This is a genomic window from Phenylobacterium sp., assembly GCF_004799515.1.
Classification (GTDB): Bacteria; Pseudomonadota; Alphaproteobacteria; order Caulobacterales; family Caulobacteraceae; genus Phenylobacterium.
Window position 1 is genome coordinate 116,787 of the sequence record NZ_SSMX01000021.1, and the last position, 20,240, is coordinate 137,026.

Below are 20,240 nucleotides of genomic sequence, written 5' to 3' on the forward strand. Positions count from 1 at the left end.
CGTGTCATGAGCGAGCCCAGGATCAATCCGGACGGCCCCCTGAAGGGGAAGAACGCCCTGGTCACCGGCGCCAGCCGCGGCATCGGCGAGGCCATCGCCGCCCGGCTGGCCATGGAAGGCGCCCGGGTCGTGGTCTCCGCCCGCACCGCCGAGGATGGCGAAAGCCGCCTGCCGGGCACGCTCCACGAGACCGTGGACCGGATCAAGCGCGCCGGCGGCCAGGCCACCTTCATCAAGGCCGACCTCGCCCAGGCCGCCGAGCGCGAGCGGCTGATCGAGGAGGCGGTCGCGGCTTACGGCCCCGTGGACATCCTGGTGAACAACGCAGCCATCACCTACTTCATGCCGGTCGCCGACTTCCCGGAGAAGCGCTTCAAGCTGATGATGGAGGTGCAGGTCTACGCGCCCTTCCACCTAAGCCAGCTGGTGCTGCCGTCCATGCGCGAGCGCAAGCAGGGGTGGATCGTCAACATCTCATCCGGCGCGGGGATCCATCCGAAGGCGCCCTACACCCGGCGCGGCGGCGGCACGGTCTACGGCATGTGCAAGGCCGCGCTGGAGCGCTTCACCACCGGCCTGGCGTCGGAGGTCTATGACGACAACATCGCGGTGAACGTGGTCTCGCCGGGCCTGGTGGACACGCCAGGCGTCGCCGTCCACGGCCTGATCAACGAGGCCACCAGGGACCGGGTGCAGCCGATCAAATACATCGCCGAGGCGGTCTACCGCCTGGCGTCCGGTGACCCAAAGACGCTAACAGGAACAATAGGATACGCCGAGCCCTTCCTGAAAGAACAGAAGGTCGAACCTTCGGAGCTGGTGTGAACGCGCCATGATCGAACAGACCGTCGACATCCCCACCAAGCACGGGGCGACCACCACCTTCATCGCCCATCCGGAGCGCGACGGGCCGCATCCGGTGGTGATGTTCTTCATGGACGCCCCGGCGATCCGTGAGGAGTTGCGCGACATGGCCCGGCGCATCGCCGCGGCCGGCTACTACGTCATGCTGCCCAACCTCTACTATCGGAAGGGCGTGCTGGAGCTGAAGGACCTGCCGCCGCTGCCGGACGCCGAGGCGCGGGCGCGGATGTTCGAGCTGATGGGCTCGATCACCATCCCGCTGATCATGGACGACGCCGACGCTCTGCTGGACTACGCCGACCGCGACCCGGCGGCCAGCAAGGGCAAGATCGCCACCCTGGGCTACTGCATGAGCGGCCAGTACGCGATCAACTTCGCCGCCCGCTATCCAGAGCGGGTGGCGGCGGCGGCCTCGATCTATGGCGTGCAGCTGGTCACCGACCGGCCGGACAGTCCGCACCTGGCGGCGCAGAAGGCCAAGGGCGAGCTCTACTTCGCCTGCGCCGAGCACGACGTCTATGCGCCGATGGAGACGGTCCAGGCCCTGGACCAGTTGGTGAAGTCGAAGAACCTCAACGCCGAGGTCGAGCTCTACGAGGGCGTCCACCACGGCTTCGCCTTCCCGCAGCGCGGCGCGGTCTATGACAAGCCCGCCGCCGAACGGCACTGGGAGCGGCTGTTCTCGCTCTGGAAGCGACGGCTTAGCTAGGCTCCGCCGCGAGCCAACCCAGCACGCCGTCGGCCGCCGCCACGCCGGTGGCGAAGCTGGCCTGCAGCAGGTAGCCGCCGGTGGGGGCTTCCCAGTCCAGCATCTCGCCGGCCGCAAAAACGCCTGGGCAGGCGGTCAGCATCAGCCGCGCGTCCAGCGCCGCGAAATCGACGCCGCCGGCAGTGGAGATGGCGCGCGCGATCGGACGCGCGGCGGTCAGTGTCAGCGGCGCGCCCTTGACCGCCTTGGCAAGGGCCGCGGGGTCGGACGGCAGGTCCTTGCCGTGCGCCTCGCGCAGCAGGTTGGTCTCCAGCGGCGAGAGATGCAGCGCCTTACGCAGGCGGTTGGCCAGGGACTGGTTGGCGGGCGTGAGCGCGATCTTGGCCTGCAGCTCCGGCTCGCGGGCGTCGGGGCGCAGGTCGGTCCACAGCCGCGCGGAGCCCTCGGCGGCGATGGCGTCACGCAGGGCCGCCGACAGGGCGTAAACCGCGCCGCCCTCCAGGCCATGCCGGGTCACCAGCGCCTCGCCGCGCACGCGCACCCGGCCGAAGGTGAGCGCCGCGGCCTTCAGAGGCTGACCCGCGAAGCGGTCGCGGAATATCTCGCTCCAGGCCACGTCGAAGCCGGCGTTGGCGGGCTTGAGCGGCGCGACGGCGACGCCCTGCGCCGCCAGGACTTCCGCCCAGTCGCCGGTCGAGCCCAGTTTCGGCCAGCTCGCTCCGCCGAGAGCCAGGATGGCCGCGTCGGGCCTGGCGGAGGTCTCGGCGTCCGGCGTGCGGAACCTCAGCGCGCCGGCCGTGTCCCAGCCCAGCCAGTCGTGCCGGGTGCGGACCGTGACGCCCAGGTCGCGCAGCCGCCCCAGCCAGGCGCGCAGCAGGGGCGAGGCCTTCAGCGCCTTGGGGAACACCCGGCCCGAGGTGCCCACGAAGGTCGGTTGGCCCAGGGCCTCGGCCCAGGCGATCAGTGCGCTGGGCGGAAAGGCCTCGATCAGCGGCGCGAGGCGCTGCGCCGCCGCTCCATAGCGCGGCAGGAAGGCCTCGATCGGCTCAGAGTGGGTGAGGTTCAGGCCGCCACGCCCGGCCAGCAGGAACTTGCGTCCCACGGACGGCATGCGGTCGTAGACGGTGACCGCGACGCCGGCTTGCGCCAGCCGCTCAGCCGCCATCAGGCCCGCGGGGCCGCCGCCGATGATCGCGACCTCGGTCAAGCGCTCAGGGACAGACCGACTTGGCCAACAGGGCGGCGCGGTCGCGGCTGAGGTCGGCGTGCTTCGGCTTGGGCAGGGTCGTCTTGCCGGTCATGCCCGTCCATAGCACGCGATTGTAGCGCGGGGTGTCGAGATGATCTTCCTCCGCGAAATCGAAGCCGGCCATGGCCTTGGCCCAATAGGCGGCGTCGTGCGTGGCGTGGCAGGCCAGCGGCGGGACCTCCGCTGTCGCCGCGCGGGCCGGCAGCGGCAGCTTGGTCTGCTGACGCAGCACCTCCGATGGCGCGGCCTGGAAGCTCCAGCTGGCCTGGTTCAGGTCGAAGATGTCGGCCATCGGCCGCGCCAGCCCGTCGTTCATCGCCATCGGCGCGATGCCCAGCACGTCCTCGATGGTGCGCACGAAGTTCACCGTGGTGTAGGGTGTCGAGACCACCGCGTGCTGGCGGACATAGGCGCCGGCCACATAGGCCGTGGTGCGCCGCGAGCTCACATGGTCCGGCCCGTCCTGGGCGTCGTCCTCGATGATGAAGATGACGGTGTCCTTGGCGAAGCGGCTCTCCGCGATCGTCTGGGCCACCAGGCCCACGGCGTAGTCGTTGTCAGCCAGCTCGGCCTCCACCGTGTTGATGCCGTCGATGCCGCGGGCGAAGTCGCCGGTGTGGTCGTGCGCCAGGCGCAGGAGGGTGAGCGCCGGCAGGTCGCCTTTGGCGGCATAGGCGTCGAACTCCCGCTTCCACTCCTGGAACCGCCAGTAGTCCGGGAAGGCCTGGTCGAAGCCGCGGAAGTAGGGGTCGGTCACCGGCGCCAGCTCCGGCTTGGTGGCGTAGAACACCTGCAGCTTCTTGCCGAACGGGTCGCGCTCCAGCGGGATGTTGTCGCTGACCTTGGGGCTGTAGCGCGAGAGGTCGCCGTAGAAGCCGTAATTACGCACCGAGAGCCCGGCGCGCAGGGCCGAGTTCCAGACATAGCCCTGGCCTTCCTCGCCGGCGTCCGGGCCGTCCAGGGCGCCGACGTCGGTGGGGCCCGGCAGGACGTCGTCGTCGTCGGGGGTCGCGGCCTTGGCGGCCTTGCGCGCGGCGTGCGGGGTGATGGCGACGTTGATGTTGCGGTTCTCGCCCTCCTGGTCGTATTGCAGGCCGCGCCCGGCGTAGTTCACCGGCGCCTCGCGCTCGGTGAAGTCGTTGGTGCGGGCCGCCGTCGTCCAGTTCCAGCCGGTGTTGGAGCTTTCGCCCGAGGCGAACAGATGGTCGAGGTCGACGAACTGGCGGGCGATGGCGTGCTGGTTCGGCGTGATGGCGCGGTTGAACACCGCCAGCTTCGGATCGCCGTCGCCGACCTCCAGGTCGCCCAGCACCTGGTCGTAGGTGCGGTTCTCCTTGACGATGAAGATCACGTGTTTGATCCGCGTACGGATCGCCGCCATGGTCGCCTCGTCCCGCTCGGCCGCGGGGTCGGGGATGAAGCCGACGTTCAGGCCCACCTGGCGGGTCAGGCGGGTGAGCTCGGCGCCGGCGGGCAGGGGCTGCGTCAGGAAGCCCGCCTTCTCCAGCTGCCAGCCGTAGGTGTTGGTGGCGCGGCAGGCGACGGAATCTTCGGGCTTGATGCTGAGGGTGTTGCGGCACCAGCCGGGGTTCGGGCCCGGGTCGCTCTTGCCGTTCACGACATAGAGCCTGCCGTTCGCCGCCGCGACACCGGTGGGATACCAGCCGGTGGGGATCAGGCCGGTGACACGCGGCGCGGCCGTCTTGCCGCCCAAGGCCACCACCGCCACGGCGTTCTCGCCGCCGTTCGAGACATAGAGTGTCTTACCGTCCGGGCCGAGCGCCAGGGCGTTGCTGTTGGCCCCGCCGCGGAATTGCCGGCCACGCATCATCGCGGGCGTGCCGAGCGTCGGGACCGTCTGGACCACCTTGCCTGCCGCCGGGTCGATCACCGCGAGCGCATCGGTGTTGCCGAGCGCCGCGTAGAGGCGCGCGCCGCCTGGGCCGGCCAGCAGGGCGGCCGGCTGGCCCTCGGTCTTGATGCGGCGGACCAGCTTCACCGCGCCGCCGGAGACGGACAGCTCGATCACCTCGCGGTCGCGCTCGGTGGAGACGAAGGCGTGGCCGGGGGCGGTCCAGGCGATGGCCTGCGGGAAGCCGCCGCCGGGCTCGCCGTGGTGGGCCGGATCCTGCTTGCCTGGACGCAGGTCGAGTTCGCCCGCGACCTTGCCGGCCGCCAGGTCGACCAGGCTGACGGAATCGTTCTGCAGGTTGGCGGCCAGCAGCCAGCGGCCGTCGGGGCTTACCGCCAGGCCCGCCGTCTCCGGTTTCACGTCGACGCCCAGGCCCTCCCTGTGACTGAGCGGGAACTTGCGCGCCGCATGGTAGCCGCCGGCGCTAGCCTCGTACTCCAGCACCGTGTCGTCGACCCCGGCGGAGACGTAGAACCGCCTGCCGCCCGGCGCCCAGGCCAAGCCCAGGAAGGTGTTCGGCACCTGCAGCACCTGGCGCTTCACCGGCGCGCGGCCGGCGACGTCGTAGACGAAGACGTATTCGTTGCTTTGGTCGGCCACCTGCTTGGCGTCGGGGCCGGAGTTGCGGTTGAAGCCGCTGGTCAGAATCAGCAGGGTCTTCTTGTCCGGCGACAGCGCCGCCGCCGAGGCCTGGCCGGCGGTGAAGGCGGGCAGAGCGGGCAGATCGGGGTTCAGCGGCTGGAAGATCGAGCCGTGCGCCGCGCGCGGCGTCAGCCGCTGGCCGGTCGGCAGGATCGGTCCGGTGTCCGCGGCGGCGGCGAAGGCGGCGCAGAGGGCGAGGAGCGCCACGGCGGGCGGAATCGGGTTTGGCGGTCGCATCACCCATCCTAGTCTGCGGTGCGTGACAGTCGTTCGACGCCCCAGCTTCGCCGCTTTGCGACGAATTCACAAACGCCGGTCGCAGGCATGCTTGCGTCCCAGGCCCACGGCCCCTTAAGCCTGGGCGCATCGCTTTGAATTGCAGGGGTTTGCGATGCTGAATCGCCGGGACGTGTTGTTGAGCGCGGGCGCCGCGGTGGCGTTGTCAGGCGCGGCGCGCGCGCAAGGCTCCGGCGGCGCCGAGGCCCAGCTCAACAAGGCCTTCGACGACTTCTTCAGCCAGGCCCTGGACGAGAGCCCCGAACTGGCCACCTCGCTGGGCCTCGACAAGGGCGCCCGCGCCGCCGAGAAGTCGCGGCTGAGCGGCGATGGCCCGGCCGACGTCGAGCGCCACAAGCGCGAGAACGCCGCCAACCTCGCGCGCCTGCACGGCATCGACCGCAAGGCGCTGACCGGCATGGCGGCGGTGAACTACGACTCGGTGTTCTACGACCTGCAGGCCAGCGAGCGGTTCTACAAGGGCTTCGCCTATGGCGACGGCAACGCCCCCTATGTGCTGAGCCAGATCACCGGCGCCTATTCGGGCATCCCGGACTTCCTCGACAGCCAGCACACCATCGAGACCCGCGCCGACTGCGAGGCCTATGTCGCCCGCCTCGGCGAATTCGCCCGGCTGATGGACCAGGAGTGCGAGCGCGTCCGCCACGATGTGGGCCTGGGCGTGATCCCGCCCGACTTCTGCATCTCCGGCGCCCTCGACCAGATGAGGACCCTGCACGCGCCGGCCGACAAGTCGTCGCTGGTCTCGTCGGTGGCCGACCGGGCCAAGGCCAAGGGGATCGCCGGCGACTGGGCCGGGGAAGCGACCAAGGTCTACGAGGGCAAGGTGCTGCCCGCGCTGGACCGTCAGATGGCCCTGCTGGAGGGGCTGAAGGCCAAGGCGACGCACGACGCCGGCGTCTGGCGGCTGCCTGACGGCGAGGCCTACTACGCCGCCTGCCTGCAGACCCAGACCACCACCACCATGACCCCGGCCGAGGTGCACAAGTTGGGCCTCGACATCACCGCCGAGCTCACCGCCCGGGCCGACACCCTGTTCAAGAAACTGGGCATGAGCCAGGGCACGGTCACCGAGCGCTACGGCGCCCTCTTCAAGGACCCGAAGTACCTCTATCCCAACACCGACGCCGGCAAGGCCAAGGAGGTCGCCGACCTCAACGCCCTGGTGCAGGGCATCACCGCGCGCCTGCCGCAATACTTCGGCATGTTGCCCAAGACGCCACTCGAGATCCGCCGTATCCCGGCGGCGACGGAGCAGGGCGCGTCCACCCACTACACTGACGGCAGCCTCGATGGGTCGCGCCCCGGGATCTACTGGCTGAACCTGCGCGACACGGCCGAAGCGCCTTTCTGGGACATGCCGACGACCACTTTCCACGAAGGCATCCCGGGCCACCACCTGCAGCTCACGCTGCAGAAGCAGGCCGATCTGCCGCTGATCCGCAAGGCAGGCGGTTTCGGGGCCTATATCGAGGGCTGGGCGCTCTATGCGGAACAGCTCGCCGACGAGATGGGCTTCTACAAAGACCATCCGGACTGGGAGCTGGGCTACATCCACGACGCCCTGCTGCGCTCCGGCCGGCTGGTCACCGACACCGGCCTGCACGCGCTCCGCTGGACGCGCGAGAAGGCCAGCGAGACCCTGGCCAGCATCGACGGCGACCCGATCTCGCTGGCCCAGCAGGAGATCGAACGTTATTGCGCGACGCCCGGCCAGGCCTGCAGCTACATGGTAGGCAAGGTGACGATCCTGCGCCTGCGGGCCAAGGCGCAGGCCGCGCTCGGCCCGCGCTTCGACATCCGCCAGTTCCACGACGCGGTCCTGCTGGCGGGCTCCATGCCGCTGACGGTGCTGGGGAACGTGGTCGACAACTATATCGCCGCGCACAAGGCCTGACTTCAGCATCGTCCGGGGGGACCAAGACGTGAGCCAATTCGATCGCCGGAGCTTCCTGGCCACCGCGGGCGCGGCCGCCGTGGCCACCGGCGCGCGCGCCCAGCCGCCCGCCGGCGCGGAGGCGGAGCTCAACAAGGCCTTCGACGACTTCTTCAACCAGACCCTGGACGAAAGCCCGGAACAGGTCTCCTCGCTCGGTCTCGATAAAGGGCCGCGCGCGGCCGCCAAGTTCAAGCTGCACGACGAATCCCTGGCCGAGATCGACCGCCGCAAGCGCGAAACGTCCGCCAATCTCGCCCGGCTGCGCGGGATCGACCGCAAGGCGCTGACCGGCATGGCGGCGGTGAACTACGATTGCGTGCTCTACAACCTCGAAGCCGCCGAAGAGGGCGACCGCCGCTTCGCCTATCCGACCGGCAACTCGCCCTATGTGCTGAGCCAGATCAGCGGCGCCTACCAGCGCATGCCGGACTTCCTGGACAGCCAGCACACCATCGCCACAAAGGACGACTGCGAGGCCTACCTCGCCCGCCTCGGCGAATTCGCCCGGGTGATGGACCAGGAGTGCGACCGCGTCCGCCACGACGTGGGCCTGGGCGTCGTTCCGCCGGACTTCTGCATCGCCGGCGCGCTCAGCCAGATGAAGACCCTCCACGCGCCGGCGGCGACCTCGTCGCTGGTGCTGTCGCTGGTCCGGCGCGCGAAGGCCAAGGGGATCGAGGGCGACTGGGCCGGCCAGGCGACCCAGATCTATGAGCAGAAGGTGATCCCGGCGCTCGAGCGTCAGATGACGCTCTTGGAGACCCTCAAAGGCAAGGCCATCCACGACGCCGGCGTCTGGCGCCTGCCCGACGGCGAGGCCTTCTACGCCTTCGAGCTTAAGACCCGCACCACCAGCGACACGACCCCGGCGCAGGTGCACAAGCTGGGCTTGGACGTCACCAAGGACCTGACCGCCCGCGCCGACGTCTTGTTCAAGAAACTGGGCATGAGCCATGGCACGGTCGCCCAGCGCTATGCGGCGCTCTACAAGGACCCGAAGTACCTCTATCCGAACACCGACGCGGGCAAGGCCAAGGAGGTCGCCGACCTCAACGCCCTGGTCCAGGCCATGCAGGCCCGGCTGCCGGAATATTTCGGGACCCTGCCCAAGACCCCGCTGGAGATCCGCCGCATCCCGAAGGAAACCGAGCAGGGGGCCTCGACCCACTATACCGGCGGCAGCCTGGATGGGACGCGGCCCGGGATCTACTGGATCAACCTGCGCGATACGGCCGAAGCGCCCTTCTGGGACATGCCGACGACGACCTTCCACGAGGGCATCCCCGGCCACCACCTGCAGATCACCCTGCAGCGCCAGGCCGACCTGCCGCTGATTCGCAAGGCCGGCGGCTTCGGCGCCTACGCCGAGGGCTGGGCGCTCTATTCGGAGCAGCTGGCCCAGGAGATGGGCTTCTACAAGGACCACCCGGACTGGGAGCTGGGCTACATCCACGACGCCCTGCTGCGCTCCGGGCGCCTGGTCACCGACACCGGCCTGCACGCCCTGAAATGGAGCCGGGAGCAGGCGAGCCAGGCGCTCGCCGACATCGACGGCGACCCCATCTCGCTGGCCCAGCAGGAGATCGAGCGCTACTGCGTCACGCCGGGCCAGGCGTGCAGCTACATGGTGGGCAAGGTCTCGATCCTTAGGCTTCGCGACAAGGCCAAGGCCGCGTTGGGGCCGCGCTTCGACATCCATCAGTTCCACGACGCGGTGCTGCTCTCCGGCTCCATGCCGCTGACCGTGCTGGGGCATGTGGTCGACAGCTATATCGCCGCCCACAAGGCGTGATCCGAAGCCTCAAGATTATCTTTCGGGGAATTGATAAGATGAACCAATTCGATCGCCGCAGCTTCCTGGCGACGACCGCCGGCGCGGCCCTGCTGACGGCGGCGCCGGCGCTCGCCCAGACGGGGGGCCAAGCCGGCTCAGAGGATGCGAAACTCCGCGCCATGCTCGACCGGATCTACGAGGCCCAGATCGACGAGAGCCCGCGCCGCGCCACCTCGCTCGGCCTCGACAAGGGCGCCCGCGCGGCCCTGAAGTCGCAGCTCGACGACAACTCGCTGGACGCCCGCGCCAAGCGCCTGGAGCGCACCCGCGCGCGGATGCAGCAGCTCCAGACCGTCGACCGGGTCAAGCTCTCGGCCGCCTCGAAGATCGACCTCGACGTGGTCCTCTACGGCCAGGAGCAGTCGGTCCGCAGCGCCGACAAATGGAAGTTCGGCGACACCGGCGGCAACTTCCGGCCCTACGTGATCAGCCAGCAGACGGGCGCCTATCAGGAGGTCCCGGACTTCCTCGACTCGTCGCACCGCGTCGCCGACGCCGATGACGCGGAGGCCTATCTCTCGCGCCTCTCCGCCTTCGCCCGGGTGATGGACCAGGACCTGGACCGCCAGCGCCACGACGTCGCCCTGGGCGCGATCCCCGCCGCCTTCATCTGCGACCTCAGCGTCGGCCAGATGCGCGCGCTCCGCGACCAGCCGGCGGGCAAGACCATCCTGGTGACCTCGATCGTCAAGAAGGCCAAGACCGCCAACCTCGACGGCGACTGGGAAGGCCGCGCCAGCAAGATCGTCGAGGCCGAGGTCTTCCCGGCGCTGGATCGCCAGATCGCCGCCATGACCGCCCTGAAGGCCAAGGCCCAGCCCAACGCCGGCGCCTGGGCCTTGCCCAACGGCGACGCCTACTACGCCGACGCGGTGAAGGCCTCGACCACCACCGACTACACACCGGAGCAGGTCCACCAACTGGGCCGCGACCAGGTCGCCGAGATCGGCGGCCGGCTGGACGCCATCCTGAAGAAGCAGGGGCTGACCCAGGGCACGGTCGGCGTGCGCCTCGTGGCCCTGAACAACCGTCCCGATCAGGTGTTCGCCAATACCGACGAGGGCCGGGCCGAGATCCTGAAGCTGCTGAACGACCACATCGTCGAGGTCTACAAGCTGCTGCCCAACGACTTCCGGACCCTGCCTAAGGCCAAGGTCGAGGTGCGCCGGGTGCCGGTGTTCATCCAGGACGGCGCCGCCAACGGCTACTACAACGGCGCCGCGCCGGACGGATCGCGCCCGGCGGTGTTCAACATCAACCTGAAGGAGGTCTCCGACTGGCCGCGCTACAATCTCTGGACGCTGGCGCACCACGAGACGATCCCTGGCCACCACCTGCAGATCGCGCTGTCTCAGGAATCCACCCAGATGCCGAAGATCCGGCGCAACGGCGGCGGCTACTCGGCCTTCGTGGAGGGCTGGGCGCTCTACGCCGAGCAGCTCGCGCAGGAGATGGGCGCCAACGACTTCGACCCGCTGGGCGAAGCCGGCTACCTGCAGTCGCTGCTGTTCCGCGCCGCGCGCCTGGTCACCGACACGGGCATCCATTCCAAGCGCTGGACCCGCGAGCAGGCGACCCAGTACATGGTCGACACCATCGGCAACACCAAGACCCGCGCCCAGCGCGAGGTGGAGCGCTATTTCGCCGGGCCCGGCCAGGCCAACAGCTACAAGGTCGGCCACACGGTCTGGATGAAGGTGCGCGACGAGGCCAAGGCCAAGCTGGGGCCGAAGTTCGACCTCAAGGCCTACCACGACGCGGTGCTGCTCTCCGGCGCCATGCCGCTGACGGTGCTGCAGCGCCACGTCTCGGAGTGGATCGCGACCCAGGCCTGAGGATCAGAACCAGCCGGCGGCCTTCAGCCTGGCGGCGTAGGTGCGGCTGACCGGGGCGACGAGGCCGCCGGCCAGCTGCAGTTCGCCGCGGCCACGCCGCCAGCGCACCCCCTCGATCGCCCCCGCCGCCGCCCACCAGGAGCGGTGGACCTGGAAGCCGGCGACGCCCGCCAGGTCGCTGAGCGCGTCGGCGAAACGGGCGCTGACCAGCTCCGAGCCGGCGTCGGTGTGGACGCGCAGGTAGTGGTCCTCGGCCTCCACGGCGATCAGGCGCGCCTCGCGCCGGCGCGCCGAGAGCCGCTGGCGGAACTGGGCGTCGCTGGCGGGTTCCACGGGCGGGGCGGACGCCGCCGAGGCCGACGCCCGCTGGGCGATCAGCTGGCGCACGGCCATCACCGCGGCGCTGATGATGAACACCTGCCAGACCAGGCTGAGGACGCTCTTGAGCGGCGAGGGGCCGAACGCCCAGCCCGAGGCGAACCACACCAGCACGCAGACGCCCGGCGTCATCACCACCGAGCTGAACGCCCACCGCAGCCAGGGGTTGGCGAAACGCCGGCCGCCCAGCTCGTCCACGGCGATGCCGATCACCCCGCCACCGACGATCACGCCCGGCCAGTAGAGGAAGCGGACGAACGGGTTGGAGGTGATCGTGCCGAACGGGCCGAGCGCGCCCAGGAACAGGCCCATGGCGGTCAGCAGGACCGCGTCCCGGGCAAGCGCCTTGCGGTCGCCGAAGGCTGGAATCGGTGGCGTCACGCCGCGATCTTGCCACGGGCCGCGCCTGCGCGCGCCGTCCCCGTTCGCGCAGAAACGGCGCCGTTCGCGCGGCGCGGGCGCGGCTGGCGGCGCGCTTCGCGCAAGGATCGCACGGTTCGCGACAGCGCCTCTCCCGCGCCGCCGAGGACTGTGCGAAAGCCGCCGCCGAACCTTCGGAGGTCTGCCGTGAATCCCTATGTTTCCAGAAGCTTGTGGGCGCTTGGCGCGGTCTCCAGCGCCATGATCGCGCTGGTCTCCTACCGCTATCTCCTGCCCAGCCTGTCCATGCCGACCAACATCGCGGCCAACCTGATGGTCCGGCCGTGGATCTATGTCCACGCGGGCCTGGCGGCCACGGCGCTCCTGACCGGGCCCTGGCAGTTCCTGCCGCGGCTGCGCGCCAGGCATCCGCGCCTGCACCGCTGGGTCGGCCGCGTCTACATCTTCTGCTGCGTGTTCGGCGGCAGCGCGGGCCTGCTGCTTGCGGCGGGGGCGAGCGCCGGGCCGGTCGCCCGCGCCGGCTTCGGCCTCCTGGCGGTGGTCTGGCTTCTGGTCAACGGCCAGGGCCTGCGCCTGGCGATGATCGGCCGCTACGCCGAGCACCGCCAGTGGATGATCCGCTCCTTCGCGCTGACCTTCGGGGCGGTGCTGCTGCGGGTCTACATCCCGATCTCGCAGATGATGCACATCGACTTCATGACCGCCTACCGCGCCATCTCCTGGTTGGCCTGGGTCCCGAACCTGATCGTGGCCGAACTCTATCTGCGCCAGCCGCGTTGGCGTAAACCCCTGGCCACGGCGGCCGCCCGGGGCTGATCGCGCTTGCTGACATCATGTTGTCAGTATGGCGGGGCCAAAGTGGCGGCGAAGGAGGCCGAGGGCCTCAGGCAAAAGGGACTTCAAGCCATGTCCAAGGACCTGATCTTCTACACCAACCCCATGTCGCGGGGCCGCATCGTCCGCTGGATGCTGGAAGAGATCGGCCAGCCGTACGAGACGGTGATCCTCGACTACGCCTCGACGCTGAAGGGGGCCGAGTACCTGGCGATCAACCCCATGGGCAAGATCCCGGCGATCAAGCACGGCGACACCGTGGTCACCGAGGGCGCGGCGATCTGCGCCTACCTGGCCGACGTCTTCCCTGAAGCCGACCTGGCCCCGCCGGCGGCCGAGCGTGGGGCCTACTATCGCTGGCTATTCTTCGGCGCGGGTCCGGTGGAGGCCGCGGTGACCGCCCGCAGCCTGGGCTTCGAGCCCAAGCCGGAGCAGAAGCGCTCGGCCGGCTTCGGCGACCTCGCCGACACCCTGAACGCGCTGGAGACGGCCGTGAAGGACTGCGAGTTCATCGCCGGCGGCAAGTTCAGCGCCGCGGACGTCTACACCGGCTCACAGATCGGCTGGGGCATGATGTTTGGGGGAATCGACAAGCGCCCGGCCTTCACCGCCTATTGGGACCGCATATCCGAGCGCCCGGCGGCCATCCGCGCCCGGGAGATCGACGACGCCCTGATCGCCGCCGCCCAGGCCCAGCCGCAATCGGCCTAGAGGCCGGCGGCGACGCTCCGGATCAGGTCGCGCATCCAGGCGATGGCCGGCTCGGCCAGGCGTTCGCGCAGGTAGAGCAGGCTGACGTCCACCGTCGGGCTCTCGTAGGGCGGGTCGATCAGCTGCACCCGTCCGCCCTGGGCGGAGATCAGGGCGAGCCGGCGCGGGATCAGGGTCGCCATGTCCGTGCGGCTGGCCACCGCCAGTGCGGTGTAGGTGTCGGGGACGGAGACGCCCACCTGGCGGGTCAGGCCGCGTCCGGCCATCGCCGCCTCGAAGGCGCCGGCGTCCTCCCAGCTGGCCCGGCTGACGAAGGCGCGGCGCTCGCCGCCGTCCTCGACCAGGCCGGGCAGGGAGCGGGCGATCACCACGTGCGGCACGCTGACCAGGGTCTCCAGGCCAATTTCGCCGCCCTGGAAGGCGGGATGGCCGTTGCGGACCACCCAGACCAGTTCCTCGGTCAGCAGGGTTTCGCGGGCGAACCGCTCCGGCGCGGTGATGACGCTGCCGACCATGAAGTCGACGCGCCGGGCATCCGTGCGCTCCAGGACGTCGTTGGCCAGCTCGGCGATCAGCAGCTCGCAGCGCGGCGCGGCCTGCGCCAGCCGCCCGGCCAGCGCCGGCGCCAGCACCGCGCTGGCGTAGGCGCCGGCCACCACCGCGAAGCGCCGCTCGCTGGTCGCCGGATCGAAGTCGGAGGGCGCCAGCGCGGCCTGCAGCTGGTTCAGGGCGGCATGCACCTGCGGCCCCATCTCCGCGGCCCGCGGCGTCGGCTGCATGCCGGCTGGGCCCCGCACGAACAGCTCGTCGCTCAGCATATAGCGCAGGCGGTTCAGCGCGTGGCTGACGGCGGATTGGGTGAGGCCCAGGCGCGCGCCGGCGCGGGTGACGCTCCTTTCCTCAAGCAGGACGTCGAAGACTCGCAGCAGATTAAGGTCAGGGTTCATATTGCACTATGAGGCGGGTTCATTTGTTGCGTGACAACATATCATTGGAATCATCGACGCGCGGGTCCTATTCCAGGGACCGACGGGAACGCAGGCGCGGTCGAGGGAGACCAGCGCCCGCTATCCCTTTGCGCCGTGGTCGCGCCTATTCTTTTGAGCGAAAGGGGCTCGCGTGAGCGATCCTGAAGTCATCCCGCTGCGCGGCAACGCCGACGTCGACACCAGGGCGAAGCCCAGCTTCATGCAGCGCATGCGCTGGCCGCTGATCATCGGCGGCCCGCTGTTGATCGCCCTTGTGGTGGCCTATTTCATCATCACTGGCGGCAAGACCCAGACCACCGACGACGCCTATGTGCAGATCGCCAAGGCGCCGGTGGCCCCCTCGGTCGCCGGGCGGGTGACCGATGTCTACGTCCACGAGAACCAGTACGTGAAGCGCGGCCAGGTGCTGTTCCAGCTCGACATGCGCGACATGCAGGCCACCGCCGAGGCCGCCCAGGCCAACGTGGCCAACGCCGCCCAGCAGGTGGGCGCGCTCCGCGCCAGCTACCAGCAGGAAATGGCCATGGTGCAGGCCGCCAAGGACCAGCTCGCCTACGCCACCACCGAGGCGGCGCGGGCCAAGAACCTCGCCAACGTCGGGGTCAATTCACAGATGCAGGTTGACCAGGCGGCCCACGCCGTCCTGGCCGCGCGTCAGCAACTGGCCAGCGCCCAGCAGGCGGCGGCCCAGGTGCTGGCCAACCTCGGCGGCAAGCCGGACCTGACGGCCAGCGCAGCGCCCGCAGTGATGCAGGCCCAGGCCCAGCTCGACCGCGCCAAGCTGAACGTCTCCTACGGCGCGGTGGTCGCGCCCGCCGACGGCATCGTCACCCGCGTCGACCAGATGCCGGTGGGCACCTACCTCAACGCCTCGCAGACCGGCTTCTGGCTGCTCTCGGGCGAGCCCTGGATCGACGCCAACTTCAAGGAAGACCAGCTCGCCCACATGAAGATCGGCCAGCCGGTCACGATCAAGATCGACGCCTATTCCGGCGAGCTGAAGGGCCACGTGGCCAGCTTCTCGCCCGGCACCGGCCAGGCCTTCTCGGCCCTGCCGGCGCAGAACGCCACCGGCAACTGGGTGAAGGTCGTCCAGCGCCTGCCGGTGCGCATCGCCTTCGACAAGACGCCGCCGGACATGGCGGGCCGCGCCGGTCTCTCCGCCAAGGTCACCGTCGACGTCCGCGCGCCCGGCCAAGCCCGCTAAAGGCGTCAGCCATGAGCGCCGCCGAGGACTCCAAGAACCGCTGGCCGATCACCATCTCGATCATGCTGGCGACGGTGATGAACTCGCTGGACACCACCATCGCCAACGTGGCCCTGCCGCACATGCAGGGCTCCGTCTCGGCCTCGGCGGAAGAGATCACCTGGGTCCTGACCTCCTACATCGTGGCCGCGGCGATCATGACGCCGCTCTCGGGCTGGCTCGCCGACCGGATCGGCCGCAAGCGCGTCTTCCTGATCTCCATCGGCGGCTTCACGCTCGCCTCCATGCTCTGCGGCATCGCCACCAGCCTGCCGGAGATCGTGATCTTCCGGCTGCTGCAGGGGATGTTCGGCGCGGCCCTGATCCCACTCAGCCAGGCGGTGCTGCTAGACATCAACCCGCCGGAGAAGCACGGCCAGGCCATGGCCATCTGGGGCGCGGGCGCGATCCTGGGACCGATCCTGGGGCCGGCGCTCGGCGGCTATTTCACCGAGGACTTCAGCTGGCGCTGGTGCTTCTACATCAACCTGCCGATCGGCATCCTGGCTTTCCTGGGCGTGCTGTTCTTCATTTCCGGCGACCGGTTGCGCAAGGCCAAGCGGTTCGACTTCCTGGGCTTCGGCACGCTCGCGGTGTTCATCGCCGCCTTCCAGATGGTGCTGGACCGCGGGCCGACGCAGGACTGGTTCCACTCCACGGAGGTCTGGGCCGAGACCATCATCGCGGCGGTCGCGCTCTGGATCTTCGTGGCCCATACCATGACCACCAACCACCCGTTCTTCGACAAGGCGCTGCTGCGCGACCGCAACTTCGTCACCGCCAGCATCTTCGGCTTCTTCGTCGGCATACTGTTGTTCTCGACCATGGCGTTGCTGCCGCCGATGATGCAGACCCTGCTGGGCTATCCGGTGCTGACGTCCGGCCTGGTCAGCATGCCCCGCGGCATCGGCTCGTTCATCGCCATGTTCGCGGTCGGCCGGCTGATCGGCAAGGTCGACACCCGCGCCATCCTGATGACCGGCCTGCTGATCAGCTGCGTGGCGCTGTGGCAGATGATGCACTTCGACCTCTCCATGACCGAGGGGCCGTTCATCACCTCGGGCATCATCCAGGGCCTGGGCGTGGGCCTGTTGTTCGTGCCGCTGTCGACGCTGGCCTTCGCCACCGTGCCGCCGCACCTGAGGCCGGAAGGCTCGGCGGTCTACACCCTGATCCGCAACCTGGGCTCCAGCGTTGGCATCTCGATCATGAACGCCCTGGTGGTGGCCAACACCCAGACCATGCACTCCAGCCTGGCGGCGAAGGTGGTGACCAGCGACGCGGTGGTCCGCGCGACCCTGCCGGCCATGTTCAATCCGTCGACCACCGCCGGCGTCTCGGCGCTGAACAACGAGGTCACCCGCCAAGCCTCAATGGTCGCCTACGTCGACGACTTCCGCCTCATGTTCGTCATCACCATCCTGTGCATGCCCATGCTGCTGCTGATGCGCGGCCCGAAGGCTGCCCCTGGGGAGCCCCTCCATGCCGTCGTCGACTAAGCCCGTGATCGCCCACCTCGCCGCGTCCGCCTCGGCGTTGGCCCTGGCCGCCTGCACGACCGTGGGTCCGAACTTCAAGGCGCCTGCGACCCCGAGCGGCGCGGCCGCGGCCGGCTACGCCATGGCCGGCGACACGCAGCCGACGGGTGTGAGCCTCAGCCCGGAGGCCCGCGCCGCCGGCCCCTGGTGGCAGGCCTTCGGCTCGCCGGAGCTGGACGCCGCCATCCGCCAGGGCCTGGCCAGCAGTCCCTCGGTGGCTGAGGCCCGCGCGACCCTCGAACGCGCCCAGGCGCAGCTGCGCGCCGTGCGGGGCGCCCAGCAGCCGCAGGTGGACGCCAACGCCTCGATCCAGCGGGAGCGGATCAACCTGGCCGCCTTCGGCTTCACCGGCTTCCCCGGCATCGGATCGATCAAGAGCCCGACCATCAACCTCTATTCGGTCGGCGGCACGGTCAGCTATGACCTCGACGTGTTCGGCGGCAAGAAGCGCGCCACCGAACAAGCCCGCGCCGAGGCCGAAATGGCCGTCCACCAGGCCGACGCGGCCTATCTGACGCTGTCCAGCAACATGGCCATGCAGGCGATGAAGATCGCCAGCCTGCGCGCCCAGATGGCGGCGGTGAAGGCCATCGTCGCCGACGACCGGCGGGTGATCGACATCGTCCGCCAGGCCGAGGTCGCCGGCGGCGAGGCGCATTCGGCGCTCTCCGGCGGCGTCGCCCAACTGGCCGAGGACGAGGCGATGTTGCCGCCCCTGCAGCGCGACCTCGACAACGCCCGCCACCAGATGGCGCTCTTGGCCGGCAAGTCGCCCTCGGAATGGACCGCGCCGGACTTCGACATCGACCGGATCGTCGTGCCGGCGGACACCCCGGTGACCCTGCCGTCCGAGCTGGTCCGGCATCGCCCGGACATCCTGGCCGCCGAGGCCGACCTGCACGCCGCCACCGCCGCCGTGGGCGTGGCCATCGCCAACCAGTACCCCGACATCAAGCTGTCGGCGGCGCTCACCCAGGAAGCCATCAAGCCCGGCGACATCTTCAACGCCGACGCCGCGGCCTGGGACATCCTGGGCGGGATCACCGCGCCGATCTTCCACGGCGGAACCCTGAAGGCCCAGCGTCACGCCGCGGAGGCCGACGCGCGCCTGGCGCTGGCCCGCTACGAGGAGACCGTGCTGGTCGCCTTCGTGCAGGTCTCCGACGTCCTCTCCAACCTGGGCAACGACCAGCAGACCATCGCGTCCCTGCAGCGGGCGGCCGATGCTGCGGCGTCCAGCGCCAAGGACACCCAGAACGCCTTGCGCCTGGGCGGCGGGCCGCTGCTGGATGTGATCGAGGCGCAGCGGACACTTAGCCGTCAGCGCCGCGCCCTGGTGGAAGCCCAAGGCCGCCGCTACAGCGACCTCGTCGAGCTCTACGCCGCCACCGCCACCGACTGGCGTCCCGCCGCCCAGGCGGAAGCTGTGACGCCGGCGAAGGGACGCTAGGCGCTACGTCTTGCGGCGCAGCTCGCGCTTGTGGGTCTCGGTGAGGACCAGGACTGAGACAAACGAGATCGCGCAGAGCACGGCCATGTAGGCGGAGATGGCGCTCGAGTTGCCGAACTTCTCGAACAGGGCCGCCGACAGGATCGGCGCCAGGCCGCCGCCCAGGATGGCGCCGATCTGGTAGCCCAGCGAGGCGCCGGAATAGCGGAACTCCGTCGAGAACATCTCGGTCATCATGGCCGCCTGCAGGCCATACATCACGCTGTTGAAGGTCAGGCCGCCGATCATCGCCAGCGCCATCATCGGGAAGGCGCCGGTGTTGAGCAGCATGAAGAACGGCCAGGACCAGATGAACGCCAGCGCCGCGCCCACCAGGAAGACGCCGCGCCGGCCGAACCGATCCGACAACGCCGCCGTCAGCGGCAGCACGGGCGCCGAGACAATGGTGCCGGCGATCACCGCCCACAGCACCGTGCTCTTGGGCGTGTGCAGGGTCTTGGTCGCATAGGCCACCGCGTAGATGATCATGATGTAGAAGGTGCCGTTGGCGGCGACGAATGAGCCGGCGGCCAGGAGGATCTCCTTCGGGTGCTTGGCGATCACCCGCAGGATCGGTGAGGTCATCTCGGCGCGCAGCAGGGCGGTCGCCCTCTCGACGCTGATCCCCTTCTCGCTGGCCAAGGCCTTGGCTGCGGCGACCTGCTTTTCAGCCTCCAGCGCCTGGAGCGCCTGATAGTCCGCGGTGTCCTCCAGCTTCAACTGGACGTACAGCCCCAGCAGGACCAGCAGCACCGAGATCAGGAACGGGATCCGCCAGCCCCAGGCGGCGAATTCCGCCTTGGGCATGACCTCGCCCATCACCAGGAAGATCAGGTTCGACAGCAGCACCCCGGCCGGCACGCCCATCTGGGCGAAGCTGCCGAAAAAGCCGCGCTGGTCCGCCGGCGCGCTCTCGATGGCCACCAGCGCGGCCCCGCCCCACTGGCCGCCGACCGCGAAGCCCTGAGCGAACCGCAGGAGGACGAGGATCAGCGGGGCGGCGACGCCCAGGGTGGCGTAGCCCGGCATCAGCCCCACGCCGGTGGTCGCCAGGCCCATGATCATCATCGCCAGCACCAGGGCGCGCTTGCGTCCGATGCGGTCGCCGTAGTGGCCGAAGACGATGCCGCCGATCGGGCGCGCCACGAAGCCCACAGCCACCGTCGAGAACGACGCGATGAGCTGGACGAACGGCGGCATGTCCTTGGGGAAGAAGAGCGTCGGGAACACCAGCGCCGCGGCGGTGCCGTAGATGAAGAAGTCGTACCATTCGATGCTGGACGCAGCGAGCGAGGTCATCACCGCTGTGACGACGTTGGACTTCGCGGCCGGCACGGTTGCAGCAGTCGTCATACGCATCTCCCCCGAACAGACGCGGAGTCGCCCCGCGCTT

At 69.6% G+C, this 20,240-nt stretch carries 15 protein-coding genes; 10 read left to right on the forward strand and 5 right to left on the reverse strand.

What is annotated here, in order from left to right; genetic code table 11:
• Positions 1-6: 6 nt before the first annotated feature.
• Positions 7-825, forward strand: a complete 819-nt coding sequence (locus tag E8A49_RS08410; protein WP_293378930.1) for an SDR family NAD(P)-dependent oxidoreductase — start codon at positions 7-9, stop codon at positions 823-825.
• Between the two features lie 7 nt (positions 826-832).
• Positions 833-1,573: a dienelactone hydrolase family protein gene (locus E8A49_RS08415; protein ID WP_293378964.1), complete on the forward strand. Its 741-nt coding sequence runs from the start codon at positions 833-835 to the stop codon at positions 1,571-1,573.
• Here E8A49_RS08415 and E8A49_RS08420 read toward each other — a convergent pair.
• Entirely contained in the window at positions 1,566-2,780 is a 1,215-nt protein-coding gene (locus E8A49_RS08420) for a TIGR03862 family flavoprotein (protein WP_293378967.1), read from the reverse strand. The genes E8A49_RS08415 and E8A49_RS08420 overlap by 8 nt on opposite strands.
• Positions 2,781-2,784: 4 nt before the next feature.
• Positions 2,785-5,613 carry a hypothetical protein gene (locus E8A49_RS08425; protein ID WP_293378970.1) on the reverse strand — a complete coding sequence of 943 codons (2,829 nt, stop codon included), beginning with the start codon at positions 5,611-5,613 and terminating at the stop codon, positions 2,785-2,787.
• 154 nt (positions 5,614-5,767) lie between these two features.
• On the opposite strand from E8A49_RS08425, the gene E8A49_RS08430 reads away from it, so the two are divergent.
• From E8A49_RS08430 to E8A49_RS08440, 3 genes are read left to right on the forward strand one after another with little or no spacing between them, the layout of a single operon-like run.
• Entirely contained in the window at positions 5,768-7,570 is a 1,803-nt protein-coding gene (locus tag E8A49_RS08430; protein ID WP_293378973.1) for a DUF885 family protein, read from the forward strand.
• A 28-nt stretch (positions 7,571-7,598) separates the two neighbouring features.
• A complete protein-coding gene (locus E8A49_RS08435) occupies positions 7,599-9,404 on the forward strand; it encodes a DUF885 family protein (RefSeq protein WP_293378976.1) in 1,806 nt (601 codons plus the stop codon).
• Positions 9,405-9,442: 38 nt separating this feature from the next.
• Positions 9,443-11,281 (forward strand): DUF885 family protein, encoded by a 1,839-nt coding sequence (locus tag E8A49_RS08440; protein ID WP_293378979.1) that lies wholly within the window; start codon positions 9,443-9,445, stop codon positions 11,279-11,281.
• A gap of 3 nt (positions 11,282-11,284) precedes the next feature.
• On the opposite strand, the gene E8A49_RS08445 is transcribed toward E8A49_RS08440, so the two are convergent.
• Complete coding sequence (locus E8A49_RS08445; protein WP_293378982.1) at positions 11,285-12,040, reverse strand: LytTR family DNA-binding domain-containing protein; 756 nt, start codon at positions 12,038-12,040, stop codon at positions 11,285-11,287.
• A 186-nt stretch (positions 12,041-12,226) separates the two neighbouring features.
• Here E8A49_RS08445 and E8A49_RS08450 point away from each other — a divergent pair, with 186 nt between their 5' ends.
• Positions 12,227-12,856, forward strand: a complete 630-nt coding sequence (locus tag E8A49_RS08450) for a DUF2306 domain-containing protein (RefSeq protein ID WP_293378985.1) — start codon at positions 12,227-12,229, stop codon at positions 12,854-12,856.
• A 90-nt stretch (positions 12,857-12,946) separates the two neighbouring features.
• A complete protein-coding gene (locus tag E8A49_RS08455) occupies positions 12,947-13,585 on the forward strand; it encodes a glutathione S-transferase family protein (protein ID WP_293378988.1) in 639 nt (212 codons plus the stop codon).
• Here E8A49_RS08455 and E8A49_RS08460 read toward each other — a convergent pair.
• The gene (locus tag E8A49_RS08460) at positions 13,582-14,532 is read right to left on the reverse strand and encodes a LysR family transcriptional regulator (RefSeq protein WP_293378991.1); all 951 of its coding nucleotides are present in this window, start codon (positions 14,530-14,532) and stop codon (positions 13,582-13,584) included. The genes E8A49_RS08455 and E8A49_RS08460 overlap by 4 nt on opposite strands.
• 172 nt (positions 14,533-14,704) lie before the next feature.
• Here E8A49_RS08460 and E8A49_RS08465 point away from each other — a divergent pair, with 172 nt between their 5' ends.
• From E8A49_RS08465 to E8A49_RS08475, 3 genes are read left to right on the forward strand one after another with little or no spacing between them, the layout of a single operon-like run.
• Positions 14,705-15,781, forward strand: a complete 1,077-nt coding sequence (locus E8A49_RS08465; protein WP_293378994.1) for an HlyD family secretion protein — start codon at positions 14,705-14,707, stop codon at positions 15,779-15,781.
• A gap of 11 nt (positions 15,782-15,792) precedes the next feature.
• A complete protein-coding gene (locus E8A49_RS08470) occupies positions 15,793-17,319 on the forward strand; it encodes a DHA2 family efflux MFS transporter permease subunit (protein ID WP_293378997.1) in 1,527 nt (508 codons plus the stop codon).
• Positions 17,303-18,808 (forward strand): efflux transporter outer membrane subunit, encoded by a 1,506-nt coding sequence (locus tag E8A49_RS08475; RefSeq protein ID WP_293379000.1) that lies wholly within the window; start codon positions 17,303-17,305, stop codon positions 18,806-18,808. Before E8A49_RS08470 ends, E8A49_RS08475 begins: the two co-directional genes overlap by 17 nt.
• Positions 18,809-18,811: 3 nt before the next feature.
• On the opposite strand, the gene E8A49_RS08480 is transcribed toward E8A49_RS08475, so the two are convergent.
• Positions 18,812-20,200 carry an MFS transporter gene (locus tag E8A49_RS08480; protein WP_293379003.1) on the reverse strand — a complete coding sequence of 463 codons (1,389 nt, stop codon included), beginning with the start codon at positions 20,198-20,200 and terminating at the stop codon, positions 18,812-18,814.
• Positions 20,201-20,240: the final 40 nt, after the last annotated feature.

Coding starts and splice junctions, on each gene's coding strand:
- E8A49_RS08410 (WP_293378930.1), top strand. CDS start 7: ATGAGCGAGCCCAGGATCAATCCGGACGGCCCCCTGAAGGGGAAGAAC.
- E8A49_RS08415 (WP_293378964.1), top strand. CDS start 833: ATGATCGAACAGACCGTCGACATCCCCACCAAGCACGGGGCGACCACC.
- E8A49_RS08425 (WP_293378970.1), bottom strand. CDS start 5,613: ATGCGACCGCCAAACCCGATTCCGCCCGCCGTGGCGCTCCTCGCCCTC.
- E8A49_RS08430 (WP_293378973.1), top strand. CDS start 5,768: ATGCTGAATCGCCGGGACGTGTTGTTGAGCGCGGGCGCCGCGGTGGCG.
- E8A49_RS08440 (WP_293378979.1), top strand. CDS start 9,443: ATGAACCAATTCGATCGCCGCAGCTTCCTGGCGACGACCGCCGGCGCG.
- E8A49_RS08455 (WP_293378988.1), top strand. CDS start 12,947: ATGTCCAAGGACCTGATCTTCTACACCAACCCCATGTCGCGGGGCCGC.
- E8A49_RS08460 (WP_293378991.1), bottom strand. CDS start 14,532: ATGAACCCTGACCTTAATCTGCTGCGAGTCTTCGACGTCCTGCTTGAG.
- E8A49_RS08470 (WP_293378997.1), top strand. CDS start 15,793: ATGAGCGCCGCCGAGGACTCCAAGAACCGCTGGCCGATCACCATCTCG.
- E8A49_RS08475 (WP_293379000.1), top strand. CDS start 17,303: ATGCCGTCGTCGACTAAGCCCGTGATCGCCCACCTCGCCGCGTCCGCC.
- E8A49_RS08480 (WP_293379003.1), bottom strand. CDS start 20,200: ATGACGACTGCTGCAACCGTGCCGGCCGCGAAGTCCAACGTCGTCACA.